The sequence below is a fragment of the Kosakonia sp. WA-90 genome (assembly GCF_039871955.1).
Taxonomy (GTDB): Bacteria; Pseudomonadota; Gammaproteobacteria; order Enterobacterales; family Enterobacteriaceae; genus Kosakonia; species Kosakonia oryzendophytica.
In genome coordinates this window covers 283,168-307,986 of record NZ_JBDPLJ010000001.1, presented here as the reverse complement: position 1 = coordinate 307,986, position 24,819 = coordinate 283,168, and the positions used below count along the sequence as shown (strand labels likewise).

The 24,819-nt window shown below is 56.7% G+C and carries 21 protein-coding genes; 2 read left to right on the top strand and 19 right to left on the bottom strand.

Annotated features, from left to right (window positions below):
* Positions 1 to 141: 141 nt before the first annotated feature.
* The 5 genes from ABGA49_RS01330 to nifL form a co-directional block, all read right to left on the bottom strand.
* The gene (locus ABGA49_RS01330; protein ID WP_061495693.1) at positions 142 to 1,380 is read right to left on the bottom strand and encodes an EAL domain-containing protein; all 1,239 of its coding nucleotides are present in this window, start codon (positions 1,378 to 1,380) and stop codon (positions 142 to 144) included.
* Positions 1,381 to 1,577: 197 nt separating this feature from the next.
* A complete protein-coding gene (locus tag ABGA49_RS01325) occupies positions 1,578 to 2,087 on the bottom strand; it encodes a nitrogen fixation protein NifQ (protein WP_088237512.1) in 510 nt (169 codons plus the stop codon).
* Positions 2,087 to 3,481, bottom strand: a complete 1,395-nt coding sequence (gene nifB / locus ABGA49_RS01320; protein ID WP_347665015.1) for a nitrogenase cofactor biosynthesis protein NifB — start codon at positions 3,479 to 3,481, stop codon at positions 2,087 to 2,089. The genes ABGA49_RS01325 and nifB overlap by 1 nt, the downstream gene beginning before the upstream one ends.
* Positions 3,482 to 3,647: 166 nt before the next feature.
* Entirely contained in the window at positions 3,648 to 5,219 is a 1,572-nt protein-coding gene (gene nifA, locus ABGA49_RS01315; RefSeq protein ID WP_134318209.1) for a nif-specific transcriptional activator NifA, read from the bottom strand.
* Positions 5,216 to 6,703 carry a nitrogen fixation negative regulator NifL gene (gene nifL, locus ABGA49_RS01310; RefSeq protein WP_088237514.1) on the bottom strand — a complete coding sequence of 496 codons (1,488 nt, stop codon included), beginning with the start codon at positions 6,701 to 6,703 and terminating at the stop codon, positions 5,216 to 5,218. The genes nifA and nifL overlap by 4 nt, the downstream gene beginning before the upstream one ends.
* Positions 6,704 to 7,061: 358 nt before the next feature.
* On the opposite strand from nifL, the gene ABGA49_RS01305 reads away from it, so the two are divergent.
* Positions 7,062 to 7,592 (top strand): flavodoxin, encoded by a 531-nt coding sequence (locus tag ABGA49_RS01305; RefSeq protein ID WP_061495703.1) that lies wholly within the window; start codon positions 7,062 to 7,064, stop codon positions 7,590 to 7,592.
* A 42-nt stretch (positions 7,593 to 7,634) separates the two neighbouring features.
* Here the strand turns inward: ABGA49_RS01305 and nifM are convergent, their stop codons facing one another.
* The 14 genes from nifM to nifH form a co-directional block, all read right to left on the bottom strand.
* Complete coding sequence (gene nifM, locus ABGA49_RS01300) at positions 7,635 to 8,432, bottom strand: nitrogen fixation protein NifM (RefSeq protein WP_347665014.1); 798 nt, start codon at positions 8,430 to 8,432, stop codon at positions 7,635 to 7,637.
* On the bottom strand, positions 8,432 to 8,869 hold the full coding sequence (locus ABGA49_RS01295) for a nitrogen fixation protein NifZ (protein WP_061495707.1): 438 nt from the start codon (positions 8,867 to 8,869) through the stop codon (positions 8,432 to 8,434). The genes nifM and ABGA49_RS01295 overlap by 1 nt, the downstream gene beginning before the upstream one ends.
* Entirely contained in the window at positions 8,866 to 9,123 is a 258-nt protein-coding gene (locus ABGA49_RS01290) for a nitrogenase-stabilizing/protective protein NifW (RefSeq protein ID WP_061495709.1), read from the bottom strand. Before ABGA49_RS01290 ends, ABGA49_RS01295 begins: the two co-directional genes overlap by 4 nt.
* 2 nt (positions 9,124 to 9,125) lie before the next feature.
* A complete protein-coding gene (nifV, locus tag ABGA49_RS01285) occupies positions 9,126 to 10,271 on the bottom strand; it encodes a homocitrate synthase (protein WP_061495711.1) in 1,146 nt (381 codons plus the stop codon).
* 9 nt (positions 10,272 to 10,280) lie between these two features.
* Positions 10,281 to 11,483, bottom strand: coding sequence for a cysteine desulfurase NifS (gene nifS / locus ABGA49_RS01280; RefSeq protein ID WP_347665013.1), 1,203 nt, complete (start codon positions 11,481 to 11,483; stop codon positions 10,281 to 10,283).
* A gap of 31 nt (positions 11,484 to 11,514) precedes the next feature.
* Positions 11,515 to 12,339 carry a Fe-S cluster assembly protein NifU gene (gene nifU, locus ABGA49_RS01275; RefSeq protein ID WP_061495715.1) on the bottom strand — a complete coding sequence of 275 codons (825 nt, stop codon included), beginning with the start codon at positions 12,337 to 12,339 and terminating at the stop codon, positions 11,515 to 11,517.
* Positions 12,340 to 12,545: 206 nt separating this feature from the next.
* The gene (locus ABGA49_RS01270) at positions 12,546 to 13,010 is read right to left on the bottom strand and encodes a NifB/NifX family molybdenum-iron cluster-binding protein (protein WP_061495717.1); all 465 of its coding nucleotides are present in this window, start codon (positions 13,008 to 13,010) and stop codon (positions 12,546 to 12,548) included.
* A complete protein-coding gene (gene nifN / locus ABGA49_RS01265; RefSeq protein WP_347665012.1) occupies positions 12,997 to 14,382 on the bottom strand; it encodes a nitrogenase iron-molybdenum cofactor biosynthesis protein NifN in 1,386 nt (461 codons plus the stop codon). The genes ABGA49_RS01270 and nifN overlap by 14 nt, the downstream gene beginning before the upstream one ends.
* Before the next feature lie 10 nt (positions 14,383 to 14,392).
* On the bottom strand, positions 14,393 to 15,766 hold the full coding sequence (gene nifE, locus ABGA49_RS01260) for a nitrogenase iron-molybdenum cofactor biosynthesis protein NifE (RefSeq protein ID WP_061495721.1): 1,374 nt from the start codon (positions 15,764 to 15,766) through the stop codon (positions 14,393 to 14,395).
* Between the two features lie 165 nt (positions 15,767 to 15,931).
* Positions 15,932 to 16,594: a NifB/NifX family molybdenum-iron cluster-binding protein gene (locus tag ABGA49_RS01255; RefSeq protein ID WP_347665011.1), complete on the bottom strand. Its 663-nt coding sequence runs from the start codon at positions 16,592 to 16,594 to the stop codon at positions 15,932 to 15,934.
* Positions 16,595 to 16,605: 11 nt separating this feature from the next.
* Positions 16,606 to 16,824, bottom strand: coding sequence for a putative nitrogen fixation protein NifT (gene nifT, locus ABGA49_RS01250; RefSeq protein WP_088237518.1), 219 nt, complete (start codon positions 16,822 to 16,824; stop codon positions 16,606 to 16,608).
* Between the two features lie 40 nt (positions 16,825 to 16,864).
* Entirely contained in the window at positions 16,865 to 18,427 is a 1,563-nt protein-coding gene (gene nifK / locus ABGA49_RS01245) for a nitrogenase molybdenum-iron protein subunit beta (RefSeq protein ID WP_347665010.1), read from the bottom strand.
* A 55-nt stretch (positions 18,428 to 18,482) separates the two neighbouring features.
* Complete coding sequence (gene nifD / locus ABGA49_RS01240; RefSeq protein WP_088237519.1) at positions 18,483 to 19,931, bottom strand: nitrogenase molybdenum-iron protein alpha chain; 1,449 nt, start codon at positions 19,929 to 19,931, stop codon at positions 18,483 to 18,485.
* 26 nt (positions 19,932 to 19,957) lie between these two features.
* Complete coding sequence (nifH, locus tag ABGA49_RS01235) at positions 19,958 to 20,839, bottom strand: nitrogenase iron protein (protein WP_061495732.1); 882 nt, start codon at positions 20,837 to 20,839, stop codon at positions 19,958 to 19,960.
* Positions 20,840 to 21,207: 368 nt separating this feature from the next.
* Here nifH and nifJ point away from each other — a divergent pair, with 368 nt between their 5' ends.
* Positions 21,208 to 24,720 (top strand): pyruvate:ferredoxin (flavodoxin) oxidoreductase, encoded by a 3,513-nt coding sequence (gene nifJ / locus ABGA49_RS01230; protein ID WP_347665009.1) that lies wholly within the window; start codon positions 21,208 to 21,210, stop codon positions 24,718 to 24,720.
* Positions 24,721 to 24,819: the final 99 nt, after the last annotated feature.

The window sequence follows — 24,819 nt, the reverse complement described above, 5'->3', positions numbered from 1 at the left end:
GCGGGAAATAAATTTTGATTAAGGGGAAGGAGGGGTGTTAAAAATGTGAAGCAATTGTACAAAATGCAATTGAAATAATGTTTCAGTGTATTTCAATACTGAAGATGATTATTACGGAATTGCACGTAACAGAAATAAAAATTAACGCGATGTGCTAATCGGCAGTTCATCCGCCCATTTTGTCGCCTGGTTCATCAGCTCGCTGACCATGGCGTTCGACAAACCTAATTGCGCCGCCACCTCGTTGGCTTCTTTCCAGATCCGTTGTTCATAGAGACGCGCCAGACGCAGATAAAGGTACAATTCACCACTGTGGCTTTGCAGGGCTTTTGCCACTTCCGGAGAGACGGTGATTTGCTCAAGCAACTCGTCAAGCGGCAGTCCAAGGATGACATCAAGCAAGGAGAATAAACCGACCATAAATGCATCATTAATGGCATTATTGGCTGAGGTGCGCGCCGCCAGCAGTTCGCAGAATTTTGCGCGAATGAGGCTGAGATAATAGATCTCGGTGTTGCTCACCTCTTCAAACGAAGTCAGGCAAGCGACCAACACAAAACGGCGCATTTCGCTAATCCCAAGGTAAACCACCACGTCGCGTAATGATTGATTGCGAAAGCCGCTGATGCCGCGTGTGTTATAGAGAATATTCTGCGCATAGCGCATAATCTTGAAGGAAAGCGAGACGTCGCGTTTTAACAGATCTTCAATTTTATTTAAATTAGGTGATTCTACGTTCACTTCCTGCATCAATTTCAGTGCGAATGCCCGATTTTGCACCAATTTATTTCGCTTAGTGACAACCGGCTTGCTGAAAAAATACCCCTGAAACAAATTGAAGCCCATTTTTTTATAATTTTCGAATTCGTCATAGGTTTCCACTTTTTCCGCCAGCAAAACGGTATGGCGTAATGAATCACGGTTGGAACGAATAAACTGGCTTATTTCGTCGCGCGAACCACTCCTTATATCAAATTTAATAACGTTGACATACGGCATAAATGAATCCCATGCGTTACCGGGCACGAAATCATCCAGTGCGATGCGAAATCCGCTGTTATGTAAGCGTTTTACCGTTTCCAGTAGCTTGCCATCCGGCTTAGCATCTTCAAGTATTTCAATGACTACGCGATCTTTTGGCAACGTTTCCGCCAGGCCTTCCACCAGCAGTTGGTAGGGGAAATTAACATATACCGTGCTGTTGTCACTTTTGCGTCCGACCGGGGCGCTAAGAAATTGTTCTTCAATTAATTGCGTGGTGGCTTGTTCCGCAGAGATATCCGGGAAACGGTTATCCATACTGTCCCTGAAGAGAAGCTCGTAACCGACGGTGTTTAATTGTTTATCAAATATCGCCTGTCTGGCCACAAAAGAATACATTCGCTACCTCACACACCTGTTACTTTTGTATAAGTTTTCCAAATATATAGGCTACAGTAACACCCTGACTACTGGAACCGTGTGATTGCGGCAAAATATTTTACTTTTATTATTAAATAATAGGACAGTGGCGTGGGGATGCACAGATATTCAGACCCGATGAACCCAGTGGCACCGGGCCTGTTTACCTTAGGGCTTCAGGCAGGTTCAAAACAGTACGCGCGTTCGCAGCAAGCATCACAACTGGGGGAGCGGCAGACCAGTTCGCCGTCGCTTTGCAGACAGCGCTGGCGATAGAAGAATTTTTTCCAGCGCATATTCTGGGTATTCATCTCAACAAGGCGCGGAAAGCAGTCGCTCATCAACTCCCGCAACTCTTCGCGTGAATGTAGCCCCAGATCCTGCCAGAGATGATTAAACGCCAGCGACACGCTGGCGATGATCAGATGCATCGGCGCCGCATCAGGCGCCATATAGCACGCCAGCCACTGCGCCAGTTGCTGCCGCTCCTCCGTTCGGGTGGCGTTTAGTTCGCTCATCACGGATTGTCGCAGCAGACAATCCGAGGGGATCTGCCCTGCTGGCGGCGAAAAATCAGCCTGCAGTGTTGCCCATTGCGCGGCATCAAGCCCCATCTTTAACGGATAACAGCCCTCGCCATGGGCATAAAGCCATAACAAACGCTGTAGCCAGTCGCGTGTCAACATCAGGCCACCCCCTGGTCAGGCTGTTTTGCCGCGCACTGCTGACGCCAGCGATGCCACCAACGCAGTAGCGCAGTATTGATCGGTTGCCAGGCATCGTCGACACAGGGCTGAATGCCGCGCGCTTCCAGCTTTTGCCACGGCGCGTAACCGATGCGTGCGCAAAACACCGCTTTCACATCCGCCAGTAACGCAAAGAGCGCATCACCTTCCTGCGGATCACATTCATCGTGTCCGCTGCAATATTTCGGGGTAAATCGCTCATTGACCAGCACCGCGCCCGCTGCCGACAAACTGTAGATGCGAAAGCGATCCGCATGACCAAAATGCGCGTCGATTACCTCACCGTGGGTCGACGCCACGGCAACCAGGCAGGCATCTTTTTCGTCGGCATCGCCTTTGGTCAGAATGCTGGCATGCAATTGCGTGCGGCGATAGAGCGTAGGCAACCAGGGTTGAGGCGACGCCTCGACGGGGAGCAGGGCAAACTGCTGGCTACGATCTTCCCCCAGCATACCAATGGCATCGGCGCGGCACTGCTGGCAGTGGGTCATTTGCGGCATCACCTCGCCGCACGCTTCCCGGACGCGGGCTGTCATCGCGGCATCCGGCTCCGGCTGACCCTTCAGACCAAACACCGTGCCGTGTTCGGGGCGGGCAATCAACGGCATAATATTATGAATAAACGCACCGCTGGCACGCAGTTCACGGCTGACGTCCGCCAGTGCCTGGTCGTTAATGCCGGGGATCAATACCGAGTTGATTTTTACCAGCACCCCTTTTTCCGTCAGGCGACGTACCCCGGCAAGTTGTCGGGCGATCAGTATTTCACCGGCTTCGCGCCCGCTGTAACGCTCACCGTCCAGCCACAGCCACGCATAGATCTGCGCGGCAATCTCCGGGTCGAGAGTATTAATGGTCACCGTAACATGATCGACGCCCACATCCACCAGGCGATCTACCGCATCCGGAAGCATTAACCCATTGGTAGATAGACATAATTTCATATCTGGCAGGTGTTCCCGGATGAGCGCCAGGGTCGTAAAGGTACGGCTCATATTCGCCAGTGGATCGCCAGGGCCGGCGATGCCCACTACCGATAACTGTGGAATAGCCGCTGCGACGTGGCGCACTTTGGCGACCGCCTGTTCCGGCGTCAGCAGCGAGGAAGAGACCCCAGGCCGGGACTCATTGCTGCAATCAAATTTACGGTTGCAGTAATGACATTGCAGATTACAGGCAGGGGCGACGGGCAGATGCATACGTGCAAAATGGTGGTGACCGCTACGCGAATAGCAGGGATGCAACGCCACTTTGCCAGCCACAACATCAGATAACGGTTCAGGCTGAACGGCCCGGCAGCGTGAACTGCCAACGGTGGATGAGCAGGAAGTCATGGGGATACCTTCGTTTCGGAGTCATAACCCCCAGTTGCAAATCTTGTACCGTGTGCCGACTTTTTAACTTATTGAAAAAAAGAGACTTAATTTCACTGCGCCCGCGTTGTGTTGTGAATGTTGTGGCATTTGGCTGACATTGTGCCGAATGCCACAAATCCGGGGTTCACATTCTTGGCAAGGTGATATCCATGGTTTGAATGCGGTACGCCACCTGGCGCGGGGTCATCCCCAGTAAACGCGCCGCTTTCGCCTGCACCCAGCCGGCTTTTTCCAGCGCGGCAATCAACCGCTGACGTTCATCCAGTGAGTGATCGAGCCAGCTATCCTCCCGCGATGTAGTGAGCGGGGGCTGCTTCGGCGTATTTTCCCGGTGATTAAACATGATCACGTCGCGATCGATCAGACCGCTTTCCGACATCACCGCCGAGCGTTCAATGCAGTTTTCCAGTTCGCGCACGTTGCCGGGCCAGTTGTAGCTCATCAACAGACGGATGGCTCCATCGCTGATGCGCAGCGTACGGCTCTGGTTTTGCGCGATTTTACGCACCAGAAAGTGTGCCAGATCGGCAATGTCTTCCTGTCGCTCGCGCAGCGGGGGCAGGGAGATAGGCATCACATTGAGACGGTAGTAGAGATCTTCCCGAAAATTCCCCAGCCGCACTTCCTCTTCCAGATTGCGATTGGTTGCCGCAATAATACGAACGTTCACCTGTAGCGTTTCGTCACCGCCGACGCGCTCCATTTCGCCTTCCTGCAAAATCCGCAGTAGCTTGGCCTGAAACGAGGCGCTGCTTTCACCAATCTCATCAAGAAACAGTGTGCCGCCGTCCGCCAGTTCAAAGCGGCCTTTCCGCTGGCGCACCGCACCGGTGAATGCCCCTTTTTCATGACCGAACAGCTCACTTTCCAGCAGGGTATCGGGCAGGGCAGCGCAGTTAAATTTCACAAACGGCGCACCGGCGCGTGGCGAATTGTGGTGGATAGCATTGGCGATCAGCTCCTTGCCGGTACCGCTTTCTCCCCGCACCAGCACAGTGGTATCCCAGCGGGAAACCTGGCGGATAATTTCCATGGTCTGGCGCATCGCCGGGCTATTGCCGACCATATTTTCAAAACCAAACGAGCGTGTCGTCGCACAGCCGCGCGGACGTTCATTATTTATCACCGTTGCGCGTGGGGAGGTGGCGACGGGGCGCATCATCAGCCGTACCGTTTGCGCCACCAGATTGGCGACCGTTTCCAGAAAACGTGTGCAGGCGGGCAACCGCTCCTCGAAACGCGCCATCGGCTGCGCGGCCAGCACGCCCATCGGTTGTGATTGCAGCCCCATTAATGGCACGGCGATAAACGGCAGGTTGTAGTCATACAGTCCCAGACGATCGAGAAAACGCTGATCGTCAGCCACGCGCGGAAGCACCAACGATTGCCCCTGCGACAGTACCGTACCGACCAGCCCTTCTCCGGGCCGATAGCGGATCAGCGAACTGCCGGGAATCAACTCCTGATCGGCTTCCTGCAAGGCTTCAATACTGAGGATGGATTGTTGATTGTCGTACAGACAGATCATCCCGTGTTGCATAAACGCATCGTTGTGCAGCACGCACAGCACTTCCTGTAATGTCTGACCAATCTCTGTTGCCCGGCTTAAGACCACGCTGATGCGTTGCATCGCGGTAAACTGCTGGGACAGGTCGAAGCGCCAGACGGGATTACCCGACTCGGTTCGCTGGGTCATTGTGAGCCTCCGGTCAGTGAATGAAATAACGGGAAACGCAGGGTCAGGCAGGTGCCCCCTTCGGGGCGTGAGGTCAGTTCTATCGCACCGCGGTGGTGGGCCACCAGCGTCTGGATCAGGCGCAGCTCCATCCCTTTTCCCGGGGCATTTAATGCGTCGGGAGAGTGGGTGTAACGCACCTGGATCAGCGGCACATTGTCATTGATATAAAAGGAGAGCCAGCCATTTTCTTCACGGGCAAAAATTTGCGTTTGCGCGGTGAAATCACGCAGGCCGGCGGCAATATCCAGCGTTCTGTCGAGCCACAGGCTCAGGCAGGCAAGCAGTTGCGTGCGCTGACCAAAACCGACGAGTTGCGGTGAATCGAGCTCGATGTGCAGGTTTTTACCCTCATCAAAACGGGTGTGATAGAGGGCGCGCAGATCATCAAAAAAGGGCTGCAACGGCCAGACTGCAGCGCTTTCCAGCTCCAGTGATGGGCGGCAACGTTGCAAACGCGCCATCGCTTCTTCGCCTTCACGCCAGGCTGCATCCAACGCCACATTATTGTGATCATCGCCATTCAGACGCCGTGCGGCCGCCAGCATATTGATAGGGCAATTAAGCTGAATCAGCGCTGCATCCAGCGACTCGCGAATTGCCGCCAGCAGTTTGCCGGTGGTCATCTGTTGCTTGAGACGATCGAGACGCCCCTGTTCCCGTTGCTGCTGCTGTTGGGTATCGTCGGTGATCACCACCAGCGTGCGGGGTAACGCGCTATCAATAAAGTAACGTCCGGCTTCTTCGCTAACGCCGGGGAGTGCCCAGCAGGTGACCGACAACCAGCGCACCACGCCACGGATCACGACCGGCAATACCTGACTGGTAGCCAGCTCTGCTTTGCGGGCGGAGAAATTCAGTTCACTGAGTAACTCTTTACCGCCGCAGTCGGCGCAAAACGTTTTATAGACCAGGTTGTCCATCACGACACGATCGTATTCATCGACCACTACGACTGCCGCCGGAATATTGTTCAGCACCGCTTCCGTGAGCGTCATATGGTTACGCAGCCGCTGCTCCAGCGCATAGCTGGCGCTGATATCCCGCTGCATCGCCAGATAGTGCTCCAGCACACCGAACTGATTGATAACCGGCGTAATGTCGATCTCCACCAGATAAAGGCTACCGTCCTGGCGGCGGTTAATCAGTTGTCCGCGCCAGGCCCGGCGTTGCAGTAGCGTCTGCCACATCTGCTGGTAAATTTCCCGCGGTGTTTGCTTACTCGACAACAGCCGTGGATTTTGCTGTAACAACTGTTCAAGGTCATAACCGGTCTGACGGCAAAACGCCGGGTTAGCGTAGACGATCCGTGCATGGGGATCGGTCAGTGAGATCGCCACAGGCGCTTGTTCGACCATGGTAAAAAACAGGCCGGGATGCCGTTGAGTCAGCGCGCCGGCAATCTCTTCCGGCGCGGTGGCATCCATCATCATATTCAGAGTCATCACGCACTCCTGGGGTCAACGTGGGTTATGTCGCAGTTATGACAATTTGTGCCACCTGTCGACTTTCGCCCGCACGCGGTCGGGCGCACATTAACCATGCAAAGAGTGCACCTTCTGCGGCATTAACAGGCGTTAACATTGATCCAGATCGGTATTCGACGGCATTAATCGCGTTGTTGCCCTGCGGGCGGGCGCTGAGGACGAAATGTGCTGGCGAAAAAAGCATCACGATGGTGCGTGCGCGCCCGGTTTGGTGCAGGTTTTGCTCATCCGTAAACCTGGCACAGCCTTCGCAATATCCTGTCTGATTCCTGCCTTTTCATGGCGGATTAACCCTTTTTCCTGACAGGAGCATGCAATGGCTACTATTGGTATTTTTTTCGGCACCGATACCGGCAAGACCCGCAAAATCGCCAAACTTATCCAACAAAAACTGGGGGAGGCGGCGGCTTCGCCGGTCAATATCAATCGCACCGATCTGGCGACCTTTCTCTCTTATCCGGTTCTGGTGCTCGGCACGCCGACGTTGGGCGACGGGCAACTGCCAGGGCTGGAAGCGGGGTGTGAAAGCGAATCCTGGGGCGAATTTATGGCGCAGCTTGCCGGAACCAGCCTGAGCGGTAAAACCGTGGCGTTATTCGGGCTGGGGGATCAGGTCGGCTATCCGGATAATTTTGTCAGTGGTATGCGCCCGCTGTATGACACGTTGAAAAATTGCGGGGCGCAGGTGGTTGGTCTGTGGCCGAAAGAAGGTTATACATTCAACGCCTCCCAGGCGCTGGAGGCGGATAAATTCGTGGGGCTGGTTATCGATCAGGACAATCAGTATGACCTCACCGACGAACGGATAGATGCCTGGCTGGAAAGCCTCAAACCGGCGATTCTGTAACCGCGCACTATCGGGTGTCAGGCCTGATGACCTAAAAACGCATCAGGCCGATGCATCGTTAAGTAATGTCGCCAGCCAGCGGCGTTGCCATTGTTGCTGCTGGAGGCTGTACAGGTGTTCCCGCGCTTTTGCCAGTGCCTCGTTTTTTGCCATCGGCGCGGGTTCCCGGATGTGCTCACACCATACTAAATGCCAGCCCAGCGCGGTTTCAATGGGGGCGCTAACGTCATTTTCTTTCAGCGCAAACAGCGCCTGTTCCAGCTCCGGGTAGAGTAATCCCCGGCTGATCCAGCCCAGCCGACCGCCCTCCAGCGCGCTGGGGCAGTGAGAATAGCGCTGCGCCAGCTGGCTGAAAGCCGTGCGGGTGCGAACGATTTCCTGATGAAAATGCGCTACCTGGCGTCGCACCGTTTCGCCATCGTTATCTACCGTTACCAGCAAGTGCGAGGTTAAACGTTGTTCCGGGCGCATAAACTGCGCCTGATGTTGCTGATACCAGGCCAGCACCTGGATGTCATCGGGCTGGGGCGCTGACGCGGCAACGCGGGTGAATTGCATCTCCATCAGCGCATGGTGGCGGATCACGGCCTGGCGATCCGCTGCGGAAAAGGGCGTCTCATCAAGCTGAGGCGCAAGGGAGGCGGCGACGGCGCTGAGCACCGCGTCCGGGATGTTTTCTCCGCCCGCGGCCTCGACCACCGCCGTTTCCAGTCGTTTCTGGCGTACCCAGGCTGCCTCGAAGGCCGCTTTCTGCGCGGCAGGAAGGGCGTCCGGCTCACAGCACCAGCGCGACAACGCCAGACGTCGCCTGGCAAAACGCGCCCAAGCTGGCTCTTTCATTACTCCTCCACCAATATCATGGCGCTGGCAGGCACCTGGAAACTACGCGTCGAAAAGGTGACAATGTAACTTTCACCATTGTCGCCCTGATCGGTTGCCGCAATTTGCCCCTGCGCACCAGCGGCAATCACCACCTCGCCGTTGATGGCTAACGCACAGCGGCACACGATATGGTCGCCATACTGAAACTGACCGGCGTGCCACGGTGCGCAGGCCGGGAGCAGCTCCTCTTCCCGACAGCCGACAATCAGGTCGCTGTCGAGAAAATGGATCTGGTAGATGATCTGGTCCATCAAAAATGTTCCCCATTCGCGCACAAAACCGGTAGTGCCACGGCGCACCAGCAAGTCGCCGCGCCGGTAACCGAACAGAGTGCCGTCGTTGCGGATCGCGCGTGTCACGCGCACCTCTTCGCCAAAGGCATATTTTTGAGTCATTGCTTATGCTCCGCGGTACAGTGCTGATAACTCTCCGCCAGCAGACGCCGGGCGAGAAGCCAGGGGGCGCGCGGATCCTCTTCCAGTAAATTCCGCAGCGGCACGTGGTCGCGCAGGCGTTGGTGAAAATCACGCAGTACCCGCAGGCAACAACTGCGCAATGCCGGTGATGCGTAGGGTACGCAGAAAAATTCAAAAAAGGATTCGGCGCTGTCGAGTTCATCCACGCCCGGGATGCGATAAAACCACTCCATACTCAACTCCCTGCGGCCTGTTGCGCTGCGCTGCCGCACAGCTCATCGTAAATGGCGACCAGTTCATAATCTTTGGGCGTGCGTTTCCAGCTTTCGGCAAAGCGCCGGATTGCCGGGAGCAACAGCTCGATTTGCAGGGCGTCGAGCCGGTAGCCCATTCGGGCGAACACGCCGTCTACGGCCTTGCGTCCGGAGTGTTTGCCGAGTACCAGCCGGTATTCACGGCCCATCAGCGCCGGGTCAATCGCCTGATAACTGTCACGATCGCGCAGCAGCGCGGCGACATGCACACCGGACTCGTGGGTAAACACCTGTGCGCCCACCAACGGTTGTTGGGCGTCTATCGGGCGCAGAGCGGCATCGGCGACTTGCTGGCACAGGGCGGGTAGGCGGGCGAAGTGCACCCCGCAGTCGATATCCAGGCAGCGGTGTAAGCCGAGGGCGACCGTCTCCAGCGCTGCATTACCTGCCCGTTCGCCCAGCCCCAGTACGGTGGTATTGACGCTGGTCGCCCCGGCGCGTACCGCCGCCAGGGTATTGGCGGTGGCCAGCCCCAGATCGTTGTGCGCGTGCATTTCAATCTCGCCTGCCCAGCGTTGCCGTAACGTACCGATCCGGGTGGCGGTGGTAAACGGGTCGAGTATGCCGAGGGTATCGGCAAAACGCAGCCGCTGCGCGCCAGCCTGCTGTGCGGTATCGGCAATGGTCAATAGGGTGAGATCGCTCGCGCGGGAGGCGTCTTCACAGCCGATGCAGACCTGCAAACCCAGCGTTTTTGCCTGCTCAATCAGCGTGGTCAGCCGTTCCAGCAGGCGTGGCAGCGGCTCACGCAGTTTGTACTGTCGCAGTTTGTCAGAGGCGGGCAGGGAGATATCCACCCAATCCATGCCCAGGTCGGCGCTTTGCTGAATTTCGTCGCGATTCATCCGGCACCAGGCCATCAGCGTGGCGGCGGGCAGGTGGCGGCGCACCAGCTGCATACGCGTGCGCTCCTCGTCGCCCATCGCGGGTGTGCCAACTTCCAGTGCGGTGATGCCGGTTTCATACAGCGCTTGTGCCAGCGCCACTTTCTCACTGGCGCGAAAGGCCACGCCCGGGCTCTGTTCACCGTCCCGCAGCGTCGTATCGTTTATCACTACGCTTGCCATGACGTCACCTTAACCGTAAACCGGTGTGAAAATGGCTTCAGCCGGACGTGGCTTGCCGTCCTGCCAGTAGGGAGAAAGCGCGCGCAGACGGGCGATGATGGGCGGTAACGCATCAATGACGTAGTCTATCTCTTTCTCACGGGTATAACGGGAGAGCGAAAAACGAATACTGCCATGCGCGGCCGTATAGGGAATCTGCATGGCGCGCATCACATGCGACGGTTCCAGTGAACCGGAGGTGCAGGCGCTGCCGCTGGAGGCCGCTATTCCGGCCTGGTTGAGCAGCAACAGAATCGCTTCGCCTTCGATAAACTCAAACGCCAGATTGACGGTGCCGGGAACGCGCGGGGCATTACCGCCCATCACCCTTACCGAAGGCACCTGGCTGACCAGTTCGCTTTCAAGACGATCGCGCAATGCGGCAATGCTGTTCATTCCAGGCAGGTGCACCTGCGCCAGTTCACATGCCGCGCCCATCCCCACAATGCCAGCGATATTTTCAGTGCCCGCCCGGCGGCCCCGCTCCTGATGCCCGCCACGCAGCAGTGGACGAAAACGCGAACCACGGCGTAAATAGAGACAACCGACGCCTTTCGGACCATGCACTTTATGCGCTGAGCAGGAGAGCATATCAATGGCCGTCCGACCAATATCCAGCGGTATTTTTCCCACTACCTGTACCGCGTCGCAGTGAAACAACGCGCCGACGTCGTGCGCCATTGCTGCCATTTCCACAACCGGAAACAGGACGCCGGTTTCATTATTGGCCCACATAACGCTGACCACCGCAACGCGCGGGCTTAGCGCCTGGCGATATTGCTGCATATTCAGTACGCCATCGGTATCCACCGCAATGCGGTGGATAAGGTAGCCCTGTCGCTCCAGGTGTTCGCACACCGCCAGGGTTGCCGGGTGCTCTACCGCGGTTGTGATGATTTCCCGTCGCTCCGGCAACAGTTCGACAGCGGCATGCAGTGCGGTAGAGGTCGCTTCGGTGGCGCAGGAGGTAAAAATAATCTCGCTGGCGTGTTCCGCACCGAGCAGGTCGGCCACCTGTTGGCGCGCCCGCTCAAGGGCGACGCGGGAGGGTGCGCCAAAATCGTGAATGGATGACGGGTTACCGTAATGTTCAGTCAGGAACGGCATCATCGCTTCCAGCACCATCGGATCGATTCGGGTGGTGGCATTATTATCCAGATAAACCTGTTTCATGGTGATTTCCCCTCTGTTGACCGGCGGTGCTTCAGGCCGCTACGACGTCCATATAACAACCAGTACGCTCCATCAGTTTTTGTTGCAGCCATGCCAGCGTCATATCGGTCATCATGCAACCGCTGCAACTGCCGGAGAGGCTGACTGTCACGGTATGCGCTGCAACGTTCACCAGCGTCATATCGCCGCCATCGGCCTGAATATGTGGACGCAGTTCAGTGATGGCATCCACCACTTCCTGCCAGTGCGGATCTTTCTGTTCTGCGACGGGGGCGGCACTCTGCGGGTGCTGCGCCAGAATATCCGCCAGCGCCAGTTCGATTTTTTCATGGCACGCGGTACAGCCGCCGCCCGCTTTGGTGTAGTTGATCACCTCTTCAAGCGTGGTTAACCCGTTGCTTAACACCGCGCGGCGGATCTGGCCTTCGTCGACGCCAAAACATTTGCAGATCAACGCGCCTTCTTCATGGTCGTCTTCCAGGGTTTCGCCGCGATAGTGGGCAATCGCCGCACGCAGCGCCTCCTGACCCATCACGGAACAGTGCATTTTTTGCGGCGGCAGACCGTCGAGATAATCGGCGATCTGCTGGTTTGTCACCTGTTCAGCCTGCGCCAGCGTACGGCCGATGATCAGCTCAGTTAACGCCGACGAAGAGGCGATTGCGCTGCCACAACCAAAGGTCTGGAACCCGGCCTCAAGGATGGTTTCACTTTGCGGATCCACTCGTAACATCAGCCGCAACGCATCGCCGCAGCTTAACGATCCCACGTCGCCAACGGCGTTGGCGTTATCCACCACGCGGGCGTTACGGGGATTAAAAAAATGATCTTTCACTTTCTCGGAGTAATTCCACATGCTCTCAGCTCCCAGGATGTATGACGGAAAGCGCCGGGGCGCATTTCACCGCGTCAATCAACAGCGGGTCAGACGTACCAAGCAAAAGCAGTACCAGAAGGTAAAGTGACCTATTTTCAGAGGGTTAAGATTTTTTTCTGTCATAAAACTGCGAGCTGTGTCGCAGTTTTATGTTGGTTTTGTCACAGAGACGACACAGTTGGCGGTCAGCACTCCTCATCATCCTGCCAGTCGTGCTCCTGCAAGAGTTGTGCGAAGCGCTGTGGATTGCGGTTACGCGTATTTTTACGCTGCTCTTTGTCATACCAGTAGTGCTGAATTTCCTGCAACAGCCCCTCAATAGTGGTCTCTGCCGGGACGCGCACGGCACGCACACCGATTTGCAGCAACTGGCGGAAGACGCTTTCGCCAATCGCCACACAGTAGAGCGTGACGCAATCCTCCAGCGCTGCGATCCGGCTGGCGATCTTCTCTTGCTGATGCCCGGCAAGCACCGAAAAATCCACTACCCGCAACAGCGTCACGTCGTTCTCCTTCACACCGTAAATAACCAGCCTCGGCGTTGCGCCAAAGTGCTGATCCACATGGTGATAGTCGGAGCTGGCAAAGGCCACTTTCATTGACCAGACGCCGGAGCAAATGGTGCTGAACTGGCGGTTAACATAGTGCATAGTTGCCTCCGGAGATGGGCGGTTCGCTGACGTGCTGGCGCAACGGGGAGTGGTAAGTGGCCAGGTGAGAATGGCGCTCGCGCAGGGTGTTCGCCAGTTCGAACAAGGTATCGCGCATGCCCGCGTAACCCTGACGCACACGGCGAAATTCGCCGAGCCGGTCATAGAGGGGAAAACCTGCGCGCACCAGCGTGATAGCGAACTGCTCTGCCAGATCCGCCGCGTGGGAGTTGGCAACCAGTAGATCCGCCGGGGTTGCGCACAACAGATCCTGCAGGTCTTCCAGATCGCCAATGGTTACGCTATCGACAGGCAGATTTTGCAACCCCGGCTGACTCACTGGTGCGACAACCGGGCCGGGAACCATGCCCTGACTGCGGGCGAAATCACACCATGCCGCCAGCAGATCGCCTTCCGCCGCCAGCGCCATGCGGGCCCCCTGTAACCACATATGACAATCGATCATCGCATCCTGTAATTGCCCGCGCTGGCGTTCAATCCAGGCCGGAACGTCGCGCCCGGAAAGGCGTTGCAGATGGTGAATAAACTGATCGCAGTCGCCAAGCGTCATCAGATGCGGCAGGGCAATTACTTCGCCGCGACTGCGCTGCGCCAGCAGCGTGGCTGCACGGGAGAGGGAGACGCCGATGGCAAAGGTGCACAGGCTCAGCCCCATCTGCTCGATCATGCGCAGAGACGCACCGCCCTGGGTGACTGGCGAGAAGTCACCATTCGCCAGATGACCATCCAGTGACAGCGAGATATCCGGCACCATGATCGGCTGTAACCCGAACGCTTCCACATAGCTGCGCAGCAGTTCCACGTCTCCCGGAGTCAATAAATGGCTGAGCAGCAAGTTAACGCGGCGATTACGCAGACCTGGCAGGGGTTTTTCCGCCACCCACTGCTCAATCACGCTTTCCAGCACCGCGCTGTAGCCGTTCTCCAGCGTGCCGTAAAAATCCGGTGTATTGACGGTGAGGATCGCCACGCCTTTATGACGCGGGAACGCATCGCGGAACTGCCGGACCACGCGCGAAATGTCGCTGCCCTGGGCCTCCGAAAGTCCGGTGCTGAGCAGCACAATGGCTTTGGGGGTATTGCGCTGGCAGAGGAGGTTCAGCGCGGTCAAAATGTTTTCATCCGCGCCCATAATGGTGGAGGTGGGGTCCATCGCCGTTGATTGTAAGGGGATCGGATCGTGAAAATGCTGGATAAAAAAGACTTTTGCGAAAGCGCTGCACCCCTGAGCGCCGTGCACCAGTGGAATGGTCTGTTCAAACCCCATACTGGCAAGGATCGCCCCCAACGGCTGACCGCTTTTTATGGGGCTGACCGCCAGTGGTTTTTTATTACGCATGATTTCGGCCATTATCGACTCCTTATTGCCACGGCGCGCGAGCGTGGGTTTGCGGCCAGACCGGGCTTTCCAGGGTCTGACAGAGTTGTTCGGCCAGCGTGACGATGCCGCGATAGCCGGCGAAGGCATGCTCACGCTCCTGGTTAATATCCAGAAACGGCAACCGCGCTTTGTAGGCGGTGTACATATTGCGTCCACCGGCGATCATCATGTCCGCCTGGTAGCGGTACACCACATCCAGCAGCGTACGGGCGTTGCCCTCATCGAGCATGATGGCCTCGTCACCCATCAGTTCACGGATGCGTTGCCGATCCTCTTCGGTTGATTTGCGGGTGCCGGTGGCGACCACGGTCATCCCCAAATCCTGTAACGCGGAGACCACCGACCAGGACTTCACACCACCGGTGTACAGCAGTGCTTTGCGACCGCGTAACCGCTCGCGCAGCGGGGCCAGAGCCCGTTCGGCGTGCTGCTCTTCGCGGGAGATTAACGCTGCCGTTCGTGCGATCAGATCCTCATCACCGGTCAGGGCGGCTAACTGGCGTAAAGCATCAGAGGTGGCGCGCACGCCGTAGAAACTGCCCTCAAACCACGGTATGCCATAACGTTGTTCCAGCGCGCGGGCAACGTTAATCAGCGCTCGCGAGCAGACCAGCATATTGACCTGCGCCCGGTGCAGGGTCTGAATGTCGGTAAATCGTCCGTCGCCGGAAAGACTCCCCAGTACACGGATCCCCAGCTCATCAAGCAACGGCTGGATATGCCAGAACTCCCCGGCAATGTTGAACTCGCCAATCAGCCCGATATCGTGGCGGTGCGCCGGGGAAAAGGGGGTATCGTCCGGCCAGGGCGACGGCTCGCGACTGCCGATCACCTGCTTCACCATCACCTCACCGGCCAGGCGATTGCCGAGATTTTTACTGCCATAAAAACCCGCCGCATCCACGGCGATCACCGGCACGCCCGTGGCGGTTGCCGCCGCCTGGCAGACGGCATCAATATCGTCGCCCTCCATGGCCGGGACGCAGGTGTTGTAGACAAAGACTGCTGCCGGGTGGTAACGGTTGACGATATGGCGCACCGCATGAAACAGGCGGCGCTCACCGCGCCCCATGATCACATCCTGCTCGTTAAGGTCGGTGGTAAAGCCCAGTCGGTTGATAGCCGGACCGGAGCTCAGGCTGCCGCGATTGTCCCAGGAACTGCCGGTACAGCCGATCGGGCCGTGCACCAGATGTGCCACATCGGACAGCGGCAACAAGGTGATCTGCGCGCCATCAAAGGCACAGCCGCCAGCGGTGGCGCCGGGTTTGGGGGCGCTACAGCCGGTTTTTTGTTTATGGTTGTGTTCGCAGGCGGGCTCATCAAGCAGTGCGAGAATCTCATTCCCCTTCATAGTCACCTCATGTATGGATTGGGTTACCGGTGGTGTTGCAAATCGCAGGCCAGAAGCGAGTGATTGATTTGTAAGGGAAAATTTATGTTGGCTTTGCGACAAAACGAACAATTGACGTAATGCCTACGTCAAAAAAATCCCCCGCGAACGGGGGATGAGAAGGCGTCAAAACACGCGCGCTTCCAGAGGGTTATCGCGCTCCAGTCGTTTAGCCAGCCAGGGGGGCAGCCGTCCGGCAAGCAGCGTTTTGAGCGCCTCGCACTGCGAGAGAAGGGTAAAACCCGGTGAGACTTTCATGGGGTGAATATTATGGCGGATCAGGCGCGCCGCAGCCGGGCCACCAATCGCTTCACAGAACAGCAGGTGGCAATCCTCCAGTAAGCGGGCGCGGCTCTCATTCGGCTCTTTATCTTCCTGACTGCCGGGGTAGCGACGTAAATCATGCAGCCAGTACCCCTGATCATCAAAAGCATAGATAAAGAACAGGCGGCCCTGACCAAAATGACCGTTGATCGTCAGGCCATCCTGCGAACAAAAAGCGGCAATTAACTGCGGACGCCGCGCGTGTGGCGCTTGCACAGTAAGATGCGCTGGTAATTCACCGCGCAGACAGGCTCTTACCCGGCTCCAGCGCCCTCTGGACATCAGTGCATGTGCATAGGGGAATCGCGCCTCCAGTTGCTGCGTATTCAGCGACGCCAGATAATCCGTGGTTAATGTCTCGTCGCGCTCGTCGGTCAGCCAGGCGACAATCTGCGCGGGTTGTAGCTCCGGCAAAGACTGAAACAGCGCCAGCATCCGCCAGAAAAGTCTGTCGTTGTCAAACATGGAACACCTCCTTACACCCGCGCATCGCGAGTGGCGCGCAAACTGATCGGAAACGCAGGGCGACCTGGCTGCTCATTCACGTAATAACGGCGTCCGCCCTCCAGAGAAAGCACGCCACCCCAGCGTTGGGCGGTGTCATGTTCGATGTGCAGAACCCGCGCTTCCAGATCCTGTTTGGCGATATAGCAGTAGAGATCGTTGCCACGCTGGCGAATGATAATGACTGGCATAGTGCCTCCCTGAGCCCCGTCAGTGACGGGGCTGTGATGGTTAACGGATAAGATCGAAGCTGTAGTCGGTTTTGCCAAGCTTGATGGTCTCTTTGTCCACTTTCTCCAGCACCGCGTTAACCAGCGTCGTCAGGATGCTCATCGCGCCTTCGTAGCCCCAGGTCGTCTGGCGGTGCAGATGATGGCGGTCAAACAACGGGAAGCCCAGGCGGATCAGCGGTACTTCAAACTGTTCGCCTTTAGCGAGGGTGTCGCGCTGAATGAACTTGCCATAGGAGTTGCCAATCATAAAATCCGGCTGGCGGGTGAACATCAGCGAACGGAAATGCCACAAATCGCAGTTGATAAAGACCTCGCTCTGTTGACCATACGGTGAGTCGTCGAGCATTTTCTTCATCGCTTTCTGCCAGCGTTTACTGCCGTTATGACAGAGGATCACCGTCGGTTCGCAACCCAGTTCCAGCAGGAAGCGGGTCAGCCCCATCACAAAATCCGGGTCGCCAAACAGACCGAATTTCTTGCCGTGCAGCCAGGTATGGGAGTCGAGCATCATATCCACCAGGCGGCCACGCTCCAGCGTCAGCGCATCGGCAATCGGCTTGCCGGTAAGCTGGCTGATGGTCATCAGCAGCGCATCGGTGCCCGCCAGGCCAATCGGTGTCGTGACCTCTGTCGCTGGCTGGTTCCACATCTCCTGCACCACTTTTTTGGTTTTCACCAGTTGCCAGGGTTGCAGCAGCAGTGTGTCGATAGCATCGGGTGCCTCGCGCATCTCCTGTTGCGTAGTACCGCCGGAATACATGTGGTAATGGCCATCCGCCGGGGTATCCAGCACCTCTGAAGGATCCGACAGCAGGCTACAGGGCACGTCCATCTGTTCCATCATGCGTTTCAACACGCGAAAATTACCCAGATAGGTTTCAAAACCGGTCACCAGATTGAGGCGCGGCAGCTTACCTGGCTGCCCCTGATAATCGGCGGTGAAGGCGCGGGCAAAACCCTCGAACATATTGTCCCAGCCAGTAATATGGCTACCGATAAAGCTCGGTGTGTGGGCGTATGGCACCGGAATGGCGGCATCAAGAAAACCGTCTTTTTTGGCGTTGGCAATAAAGGCCTGTAAATCGTCGCCGATCACTTCCGCCATACAGGTAGTGGAGACGGCGATGATCTCCGGTTTGTACAGTGCACTGGCGTTTTGCAGGCCGATATTGAGGTTATTATTACCGCCGAACACGGCGGCATCTTCGGTCATGGAGTCCGATACGCAGGCCACCGGCTCTTTAAAGTGACGGTTAAAATAGGTGCGGAAATAAGCTACGCACCCCTGAGAACCGTGCACATAGGGCAGGGTATTGGCGAATCCCAGCGAACAGAGTACCGCGCCTAGCGGCTGGCAGGCTTTGGCGGGATCGATGGTCAGCGCTTCGCGTTTAAAGTTCAGTGCTTCGTATTCCGGTGTGGTCGTCCACTGGAACACTTCCTGCACCCGCTCCGGCGAGTGCGCTTCTTCCATTCCCCGTTTACCGCTAAACAACGTTTGGTAGGCATCCTGTTCGAACAGCGGATGGCAGTTATGGATTTTCTCAACAGTTTGGCTCATGGTGTTCTCCTCCCGCGCCACAAATCGGTGAACAGACGGGATAGCAGGATAAAAGTCAGGCGGATTTCAGCCACGGCGCGGTCAACTGACCCCAGGCGGGATTGTTGAGCGTCATATCCATATCACGGGCAAAAATGGCGAAACCGTCATAGCCGTGGTACGGGCCGGAGTAATCCCAGGAGTGCATCTGGCGAAATGGCACGCCCATTTTCTGGAAGATGTACTTCTCTTTGATGCCGGAGCCGATCAGATCCGGCTTCAGGGCCTTAACGAACGCTTCCAGCTCATAACTGCTGGCGTCATCAAACAGCAGCGTGCCTTCTTTCAGCTCCGGCAGGGTGCGATCGTAATCGTCGTTATGAGCGAACTCGTAGCCTGCGGCGATGATCTCCATCCCCAGATCTTCATAAGCGCCTATCACATGACGCGGACGTAAACCGCCCATATAGAGCAGCACTTTGCGCCCCTCAAGACGCGGCCGGTATTTGGCGATGATGGCGTCATTTTGTGCCTGATAGCGGGCGATCACCGTTTCAGCATTGGCGCGAATGGTGTCATCAAACTGATCGGCGATTTTCCGCAGTGACTCGGCGATTTTGGTCGGGCCAAAAAAGTTGTACTCCATCCACGGAATACCGTGTTTTTCCTCCATATGACGAGAGATGTAGTTCATGGAGCGGTAGCAGTGCACGAGATTGAGCTTCACGAAGGGGGTATTTTCCATCTCCACCAGCGTGCCGTCGCCGGACCACTGCGCCACCACCCGTAATCCCATCTCTTCGAGCAGAATACGTGATGCCCAGGCATCGCCGCCGATGTTGTAATCACCGATGATTGCGACATCGTATGGGGTGGATTCGAACGGTTTACCCTCGCGGTTATCCAGTACCCAGTCGCGGATCACGTCATTGGCAATATGGTGCCCGAGAGACTGCGACACACCGCGAAACCCTTCGCAGCGCACCGGGATCACCGGTTTGTTCAGCACTTTACGGCTGGCGTTGGCAACGGCTTCAATATCGTCACCGATCAGGCCCACCGGGCATTCCGACTGGATCGAGATGCCTTTGGTCAGCGGGAACAGCATTTCCATCTCTTCAATCAGTTTGGTCAGTTTTTTGTCGCCGCCAAACACGATGTCGCGCTCCTGAAAATCAGAGGTGAAATTCAGCGTGCCGAAGCTGTCCACGCCGCTGACCCCGGTGTAGTAGTTACGCCGACCGGCGCGGGAGTACTGACCGCAGCCGATCGGGCCGTGTGAGATGTGGGCCATATCTTTGATCGGCCCAAACACCACCCCTTTAGAACCGGCGTAAGAACAGCCGCGCACGGTCATTACGCCGGGCTGTGACTTACGGTTAGAGATGATGCACTTACCGACGCTTTCCTGCTCCGGATCGGTGACCATCATGTGCTTTCTGCGTTCTTTGCGCGTCTTCTCCGGAAAAACCTCCAGCACCTCCTGGATGATGTCCAGATTACGTTCGCCTGTTGCATTGCTCATTGTGCTATTCCTTCGATCAGGAGGCCTCAGGCCGCGTTCTCTTCGGCGGCGGTTTTACCGATGATGCTGGTGTCTTCCACATCCATAATGCCGAACTCCATCAGCAGTGCTTCCAGCTCGTCCATGGTGCAGGGGGTCGGTACCACCATTTTGGTGTTGTTGACGATCTTGCTGGCCAGCGTGCGGTATTCATTCGCCTGTTTGCAGGTAGGGTCATACTCGATCACCGTCATACGACGGATTTCGGCGCGCTGCACGATGTTGTCGCGCGGCACGAAGTGGATCATTTGCGTGCCGAGTTTTTCCGCCAGTGCGATGATCAGCTCGTCTTCGCGGTCGGTCTGACGGGAGTTACAAATCAGCCCGCCGAGGCGCACCTTGCCGGATTTGGCATATTTAACAATGCCTTTGGAGATGTTATTGGCAGCGTACATCGCCATCATTTCGCCGGAGCAGACGATATAGATCTCCTGCGCTTTGTTTTCACGGATCGGCATGGCGAAACCACCGCACACCACGTCACCGAGCACGTCGTAAAACACGAAATCGAGGTCGGGAACATACGCGCCTTCTTCTTCAAGGAAGTTGATGGCGGTGATCACCCCGCGCCCCGCGCAGCCCACGCCTGGCTCCGGGCCGCCGGATTCCGCGCAGCGCACACCGCCGTAACCGATTTGCAGCACGTCTTCCAGCTCCAGGTCTTCCACGGAGCCGACTTCCGCCGCCATCTCCATAATGGTGTTTTGTGCTTTGGCGTGAAGGATCAAACGGGTGGAGTCGGCTTTCGGATCGCAGCCAACGATCATCACTTTTTTGCCCATCTCGGCGAGGGCCGCAACGAGGTTTTGTGTGGTGGTGGATTTACCAATACCGCCTTTACCGTAAATCGCACATTGACGCATGGTCATGGTGTTTCTCCTGTGGGTTGTGTGTTTGCCACATACCCTTGTGCAGGGAACATACCAGCCATGCCATATTTATTAATTAATTGATTATATTGGTTTTTATATTTTCGCTGCCTGAGCGGGAAGGGCAAAGAGTAAACAATCACCAGACCATTTGTATGAAACCGGACAATCGTGTTTGTCGGCGGCGGCGTGTGCCTGGTGCACGACACTTTGTCGGCTGTTCAACAGGATGTCGCTTTCACTGTCTTATTCCATGCAATGTTTTTTGTGAGATGCTTAGTAATCGCTTGTATTTCCACGAATAAATGAGCTGGCACAGGCTGTGCAATAGCCCACGGACCAGGCCTCTCACATTCGAGGAACGAGCAATGTCCGGAAAGATGAAAACAATGGATGGCAACGCGGCGGCGGCATGGATCGCCTATGCCTTTACTGATGTCGCGGCGATTTACCCCATCACCCCCTCCACGCCAATGGCGGAATACGTGGATGAGTGGGCCGCCGCCGGTAAGAAAAACCTGTTTGGTCAGCCGGTGCGGTTAATGGAGATGCAGTCCGAAGCTGGTGCTGCCGGGGCGGTGCACGGTGCGTTACAGGCCGGGGCGCTGACCAGCACCTATACCGCCTCGCAGGGGCTGCTGTTGATGATCCCCAATCTGTATAAAATCGCCGGAGAGCTGTTGCCGGGGGTGTTTCATGTGAGCGCCCGGGCATTGGCGGCCAATTCGCTGAACATTTTTGGTGACCACCAGGATGTGATGGCCGTTCGCCAGACGGGCTGCGCCATGTTGGTAGAGAGCAATGTGCAGCAGGTGATGGATCTTTCGGCGGTGGCCCATCTGGCGGCCATTAAAGGTCGCGTGCCGTTTATCAACTTCTTTGACGGTTTTCGCACCTCCCATGAGATCCAGAAAATTGACGTTCTGGAGTATGACGAGCTGGCCCCACTGCTGGATACCGACGCGCTGGACCGTTTTCGCCGCAACGCCCTTAACCCCGATCACCCGGTGATCCGCGGTACGGCACAGAACCCCGATATCTATTTTCAGGAGCGCGAAGCGGCCAACCGCTACTATGCTGCGTTGCCGGATATTGTTGAAGGTTATATGGCGGAGATCGCCGCTATCACCGGGCGCGAATATCACCTGTTTGATTATTACGGCGCGGAAGACGCGGAACAAATCATCATTGCTATGGGGTCGGTGTGTGACACCGTTTCCGAAGTGGTGGATGCGCTGATCGATAGCGGGGAGAAAGTCGGGCTGGTGACGGTCCATCTGTTTCGCCCGTTTTCACTGGCGCACTTTTTTGCCAGTATCCCGCAGAGCGTGAAGCGTATTGCTGTGCTCGATCGCACAAAAGAGCCGGGTGCGCAGGCCGAACCCTTATGTCTGGATGTAAAAAACGCCTTTTACCACCACGACAACGCGCCGCTGATTGTGGGGGGGCGTTATGCGCTGGGGGGCAAAGATGTGTTGCCGGGACATATTGTGGCGGTATTTGAAAACCTGAAAAAACCGTTACCGAAGGATGGCTTTACGGTGGGGATTTTCGACGACGTCACTCACACCTCATTGCCGTTGCCCATGCAGGATGTACAGGTCTCCCGCGAAGGGATCACCGCCTGTAAATTCTGGGGACTGGGCTCAGACGGCACGGTCAGTGCCAACAAAAGCGCCATCAAAATTATTGGCGATAACACGCCGATGTATGCGCAGGCCTATTTTGCTTACGATTCGAAAAAATCCGGCGGCATTACCGTCTCCCATTTGCGCTTTGGCGAGCGTCCCATCACCTCGCCGTATCTGATCCACAAGGCTGATTTTATCGCCTGTTCACAGCAATCCTATGTCGATAAATATGATCTGCTGGAGGGGTTAAACCCCGGAGGAACCTTTCTGCTGAACTGCACCTGGTTCGGCGAGGATCTGGAGGCGAACCTGCCCAACAACATGAAGCGTTATATTGCCCGCCAGGGCATCCGTTTTTACACCCTGAATGCGGTGGATATCGCGCGCAAACTGGGGCTGGGTGGGCGTTTCAATATGCTGATGCAGTCGGCATTTTTTAAGCTGGCGGGCATTATCGACCCGCAAACCGCCTCACAGTATTTAAAACAGGCGGTAGAAAAATCGTACGGGCGTAAAGGGCAAAAGATCGTTGAGATGAACAACGCCGCCATCGATCTGGGGATGGAAGCGATTCACGAAGTGATGGTGCCGGAACGTTGGGCAACGCTGGAGGAGGAACGGCCTGCGGATACCCGGCTGCTGCCGGATTTCATCCGCGACATCCTTGAGCCGATGAACCGGCAGAATGGCGACACACTGCCGGTCAGCGCGTTTATCGGCATGGAAGATGGCACCTTTCCAACCGGCACCGCCGCCTGGGAAAAACGCGGCATCGCCCTGCAAGTGCCGGTCTGGCAACCGGAGGGCTGTACGCAGTGTAATCAGTGCGCGTTTATCTGCCCGCATGCCGCCGTGCGCCCCGCCTTGCTCGATACGGACGAACGCGAATCCGCACCGACGGCGCTGCTGAGTAAGCCAGCGCAGGGGGCGAAAGGGTATGAATACCATCTGGCGATTTCACCGCTGGATTGCTCCGGCTGCGGCAACTGCGCGGATATCTGCCCGGCGAAGGGCAAAGCGCTGAGTATGCAGCCGCTGGAGAGCCAGCGGCATATGGCGGCTATCTGGGATCATGCGCTGGGACTGTCGCCAAAAGCCAATCCGTTTAACAAAACCACGGTTAAAGGCAGCCAATTTGAAACGCCGCTGCTGGAGTTCTCCGGCGCGTGCGCTGGTTGCGGCGAGACGCCGTATGCCCGGCTGATCACGCAGTTGTTTGGCGATCGGATGATGATTGCCAATGCCACCGGCTGTTCTTCCATCTGGGGCGCCAGTGCGCCATCGATCCCGTGGACCACCAACCACAAAGGTCAGGGGCCCGCCTGGGCTAACTCGTTGTTTGAAGATAATGCTGAATTTGGCTTAGGGATGATGCTCGGTGGGCGGGCGATACGTGAGCAAATCGCCAGCGACGTGACCGCAGCGCTGGTCGCGCCGGTCAGTTCCGCGTTGCAACAGGCGTTACGCGCGTGGCTGGAGCATAAAGAGAGTGCGGAGGGCAGTCGCGAGCGTAGCGAGCAACTGAGCGCGCTGCTGGCGCAGGAAAAAGGCGAGGATGTTTTGCTTAACCGTCTGTATCAAAACCGCGACTATTTTACCCGCCGTTCCCAGTGGATCCTCGGCGGTGACGGGTGGGCGTATGACATTGGGTTTGGTGGGCTGGATCATGTACTCGCGTCAGGCGAGGATGTGAATATTCTGGTGTTTGATACCGAGGTTTACTCCAATACCGGCGGTCAGTCCTCGAAGTCGACGCCGGTGGCGGCGATTGCCAAATTTGCTGCAGAAGGCAAACGCACACGTAAAAAGGATCTTGGCATGATGGCGGTGAGCTACGGCAATGTGTATGTCGCACAGATCGCGATGGGAGCGGATAAAGCGCAAACCTTACGGGCGCTTGCCGAAGCGGAAGCCTGGCCCGGGCCGTCGCTGGTGATCGCGTATGCCGCCTGCATTAATCATGGACTGAAAGCCGGGATGGGGTGCAGCATGCGTGAAGCCAAACGGGCGGTGGAGTCCGGTTACTGGCACTTATGGCGTTACAATCCGCAACTGGCAGCAAAGGGCAAGAATCCGTTTATGCTCGACTCTGAAGAGCCGGAAGAGGATTTCCGTGAGTTCCTGATGGGCGAAGTACGCTATGCCGCGCTGGCGCGGACATCGCCTGAGCTTGCCGGGCAACTGTTTGAGCAAACCGAACAGGATGCGAAGCTGCGCTTTGCGCAGTACCAGCGACGGGCGGGGGAATAGACCGCTTGCCGGATGGCATTGCTGCCATCCGGCGACCAACCTCTACGATGCGATGCTGGCGGAGAACATTGACAGGCAGAATGGGGTGTTTCAATACTG

What these genes read in the sequence shown, in the direction of transcription:
- nifJ (WP_347665009.1), top strand. Translation starts at nt 21,208, where the DNA reads ATGTCCGGAAAGATGAAAACAATGGATGGCAACGCGGCGGCGGCATGG.
- nifV (WP_061495711.1), bottom strand. Translation starts at nt 10,271, where the DNA reads ATGGCAAGCGTAGTGATAAACGATACGACGCTGCGGGACGGTGAACAG.
- nifT (WP_088237518.1), bottom strand. Translation starts at nt 16,824, where the DNA reads ATGCCAGTCATTATCATTCGCCAGCGTGGCAACGATCTCTACTGCTAT.
- ABGA49_RS01305 (WP_061495703.1), top strand. Translation starts at nt 7,062, where the DNA reads ATGGCTACTATTGGTATTTTTTTCGGCACCGATACCGGCAAGACCCGC.
- nifH (WP_061495732.1), bottom strand. Translation starts at nt 20,839, where the DNA reads ATGACCATGCGTCAATGTGCGATTTACGGTAAAGGCGGTATTGGTAAA.
- ABGA49_RS01295 (WP_061495707.1), bottom strand. Translation starts at nt 8,869, where the DNA reads ATGACTCAAAAATATGCCTTTGGCGAAGAGGTGCGCGTGACACGCGCG.
- nifU (WP_061495715.1), bottom strand. Translation starts at nt 12,339, where the DNA reads ATGTGGAATTACTCCGAGAAAGTGAAAGATCATTTTTTTAATCCCCGT.
- ABGA49_RS01325 (WP_088237512.1), bottom strand. Translation starts at nt 2,087, where the DNA reads ATGTTGACACGCGACTGGCTACAGCGTTTGTTATGGCTTTATGCCCAT.
- nifS (WP_347665013.1), bottom strand. Translation starts at nt 11,483, where the DNA reads ATGAAACAGGTTTATCTGGATAATAATGCCACCACCCGAATCGATCCG.
- nifA (WP_134318209.1), bottom strand. Translation starts at nt 5,219, where the DNA reads ATGACCCAGCGAACCGAGTCGGGTAATCCCGTCTGGCGCTTCGACCTG.
- nifD (WP_088237519.1), bottom strand. Translation starts at nt 19,931, where the DNA reads ATGAGCAATGCAACAGGCGAACGTAATCTGGACATCATCCAGGAGGTG.
- ABGA49_RS01330 (WP_061495693.1), bottom strand. Translation starts at nt 1,380, where the DNA reads ATGTATTCTTTTGTGGCCAGACAGGCGATATTTGATAAACAATTAAAC.
- nifN (WP_347665012.1), bottom strand. Translation starts at nt 14,382, where the DNA reads ATGGCCGAAATCATGCGTAATAAAAAACCACTGGCGGTCAGCCCCATA.
- nifE (WP_061495721.1), bottom strand. Translation starts at nt 15,766, where the DNA reads ATGAAGGGGAATGAGATTCTCGCACTGCTTGATGAGCCCGCCTGCGAA.
- ABGA49_RS01270 (WP_061495717.1), bottom strand. Translation starts at nt 13,010, where the DNA reads ATGCACTATGTTAACCGCCAGTTCAGCACCATTTGCTCCGGCGTCTGG.
- nifK (WP_347665010.1), bottom strand. Translation starts at nt 18,427, where the DNA reads ATGAGCCAAACTGTTGAGAAAATCCATAACTGCCATCCGCTGTTCGAA.
- nifM (WP_347665014.1), bottom strand. Translation starts at nt 8,432, where the DNA reads ATGAAAGAGCCAGCTTGGGCGCGTTTTGCCAGGCGACGTCTGGCGTTG.
- ABGA49_RS01290 (WP_061495709.1), bottom strand. Translation starts at nt 9,123, where the DNA reads ATGGAGTGGTTTTATCGCATCCCGGGCGTGGATGAACTCGACAGCGCC.
- nifB (WP_347665015.1), bottom strand. Translation starts at nt 3,481, where the DNA reads ATGACTTCCTGCTCATCCACCGTTGGCAGTTCACGCTGCCGGGCCGTT.
- nifL (WP_088237514.1), bottom strand. Translation starts at nt 6,703, where the DNA reads ATGACTCTGAATATGATGATGGATGCCACCGCGCCGGAAGAGATTGCC.
- ABGA49_RS01255 (WP_347665011.1), bottom strand. Translation starts at nt 16,594, where the DNA reads ATGTTTGACAACGACAGACTTTTCTGGCGGATGCTGGCGCTGTTTCAG.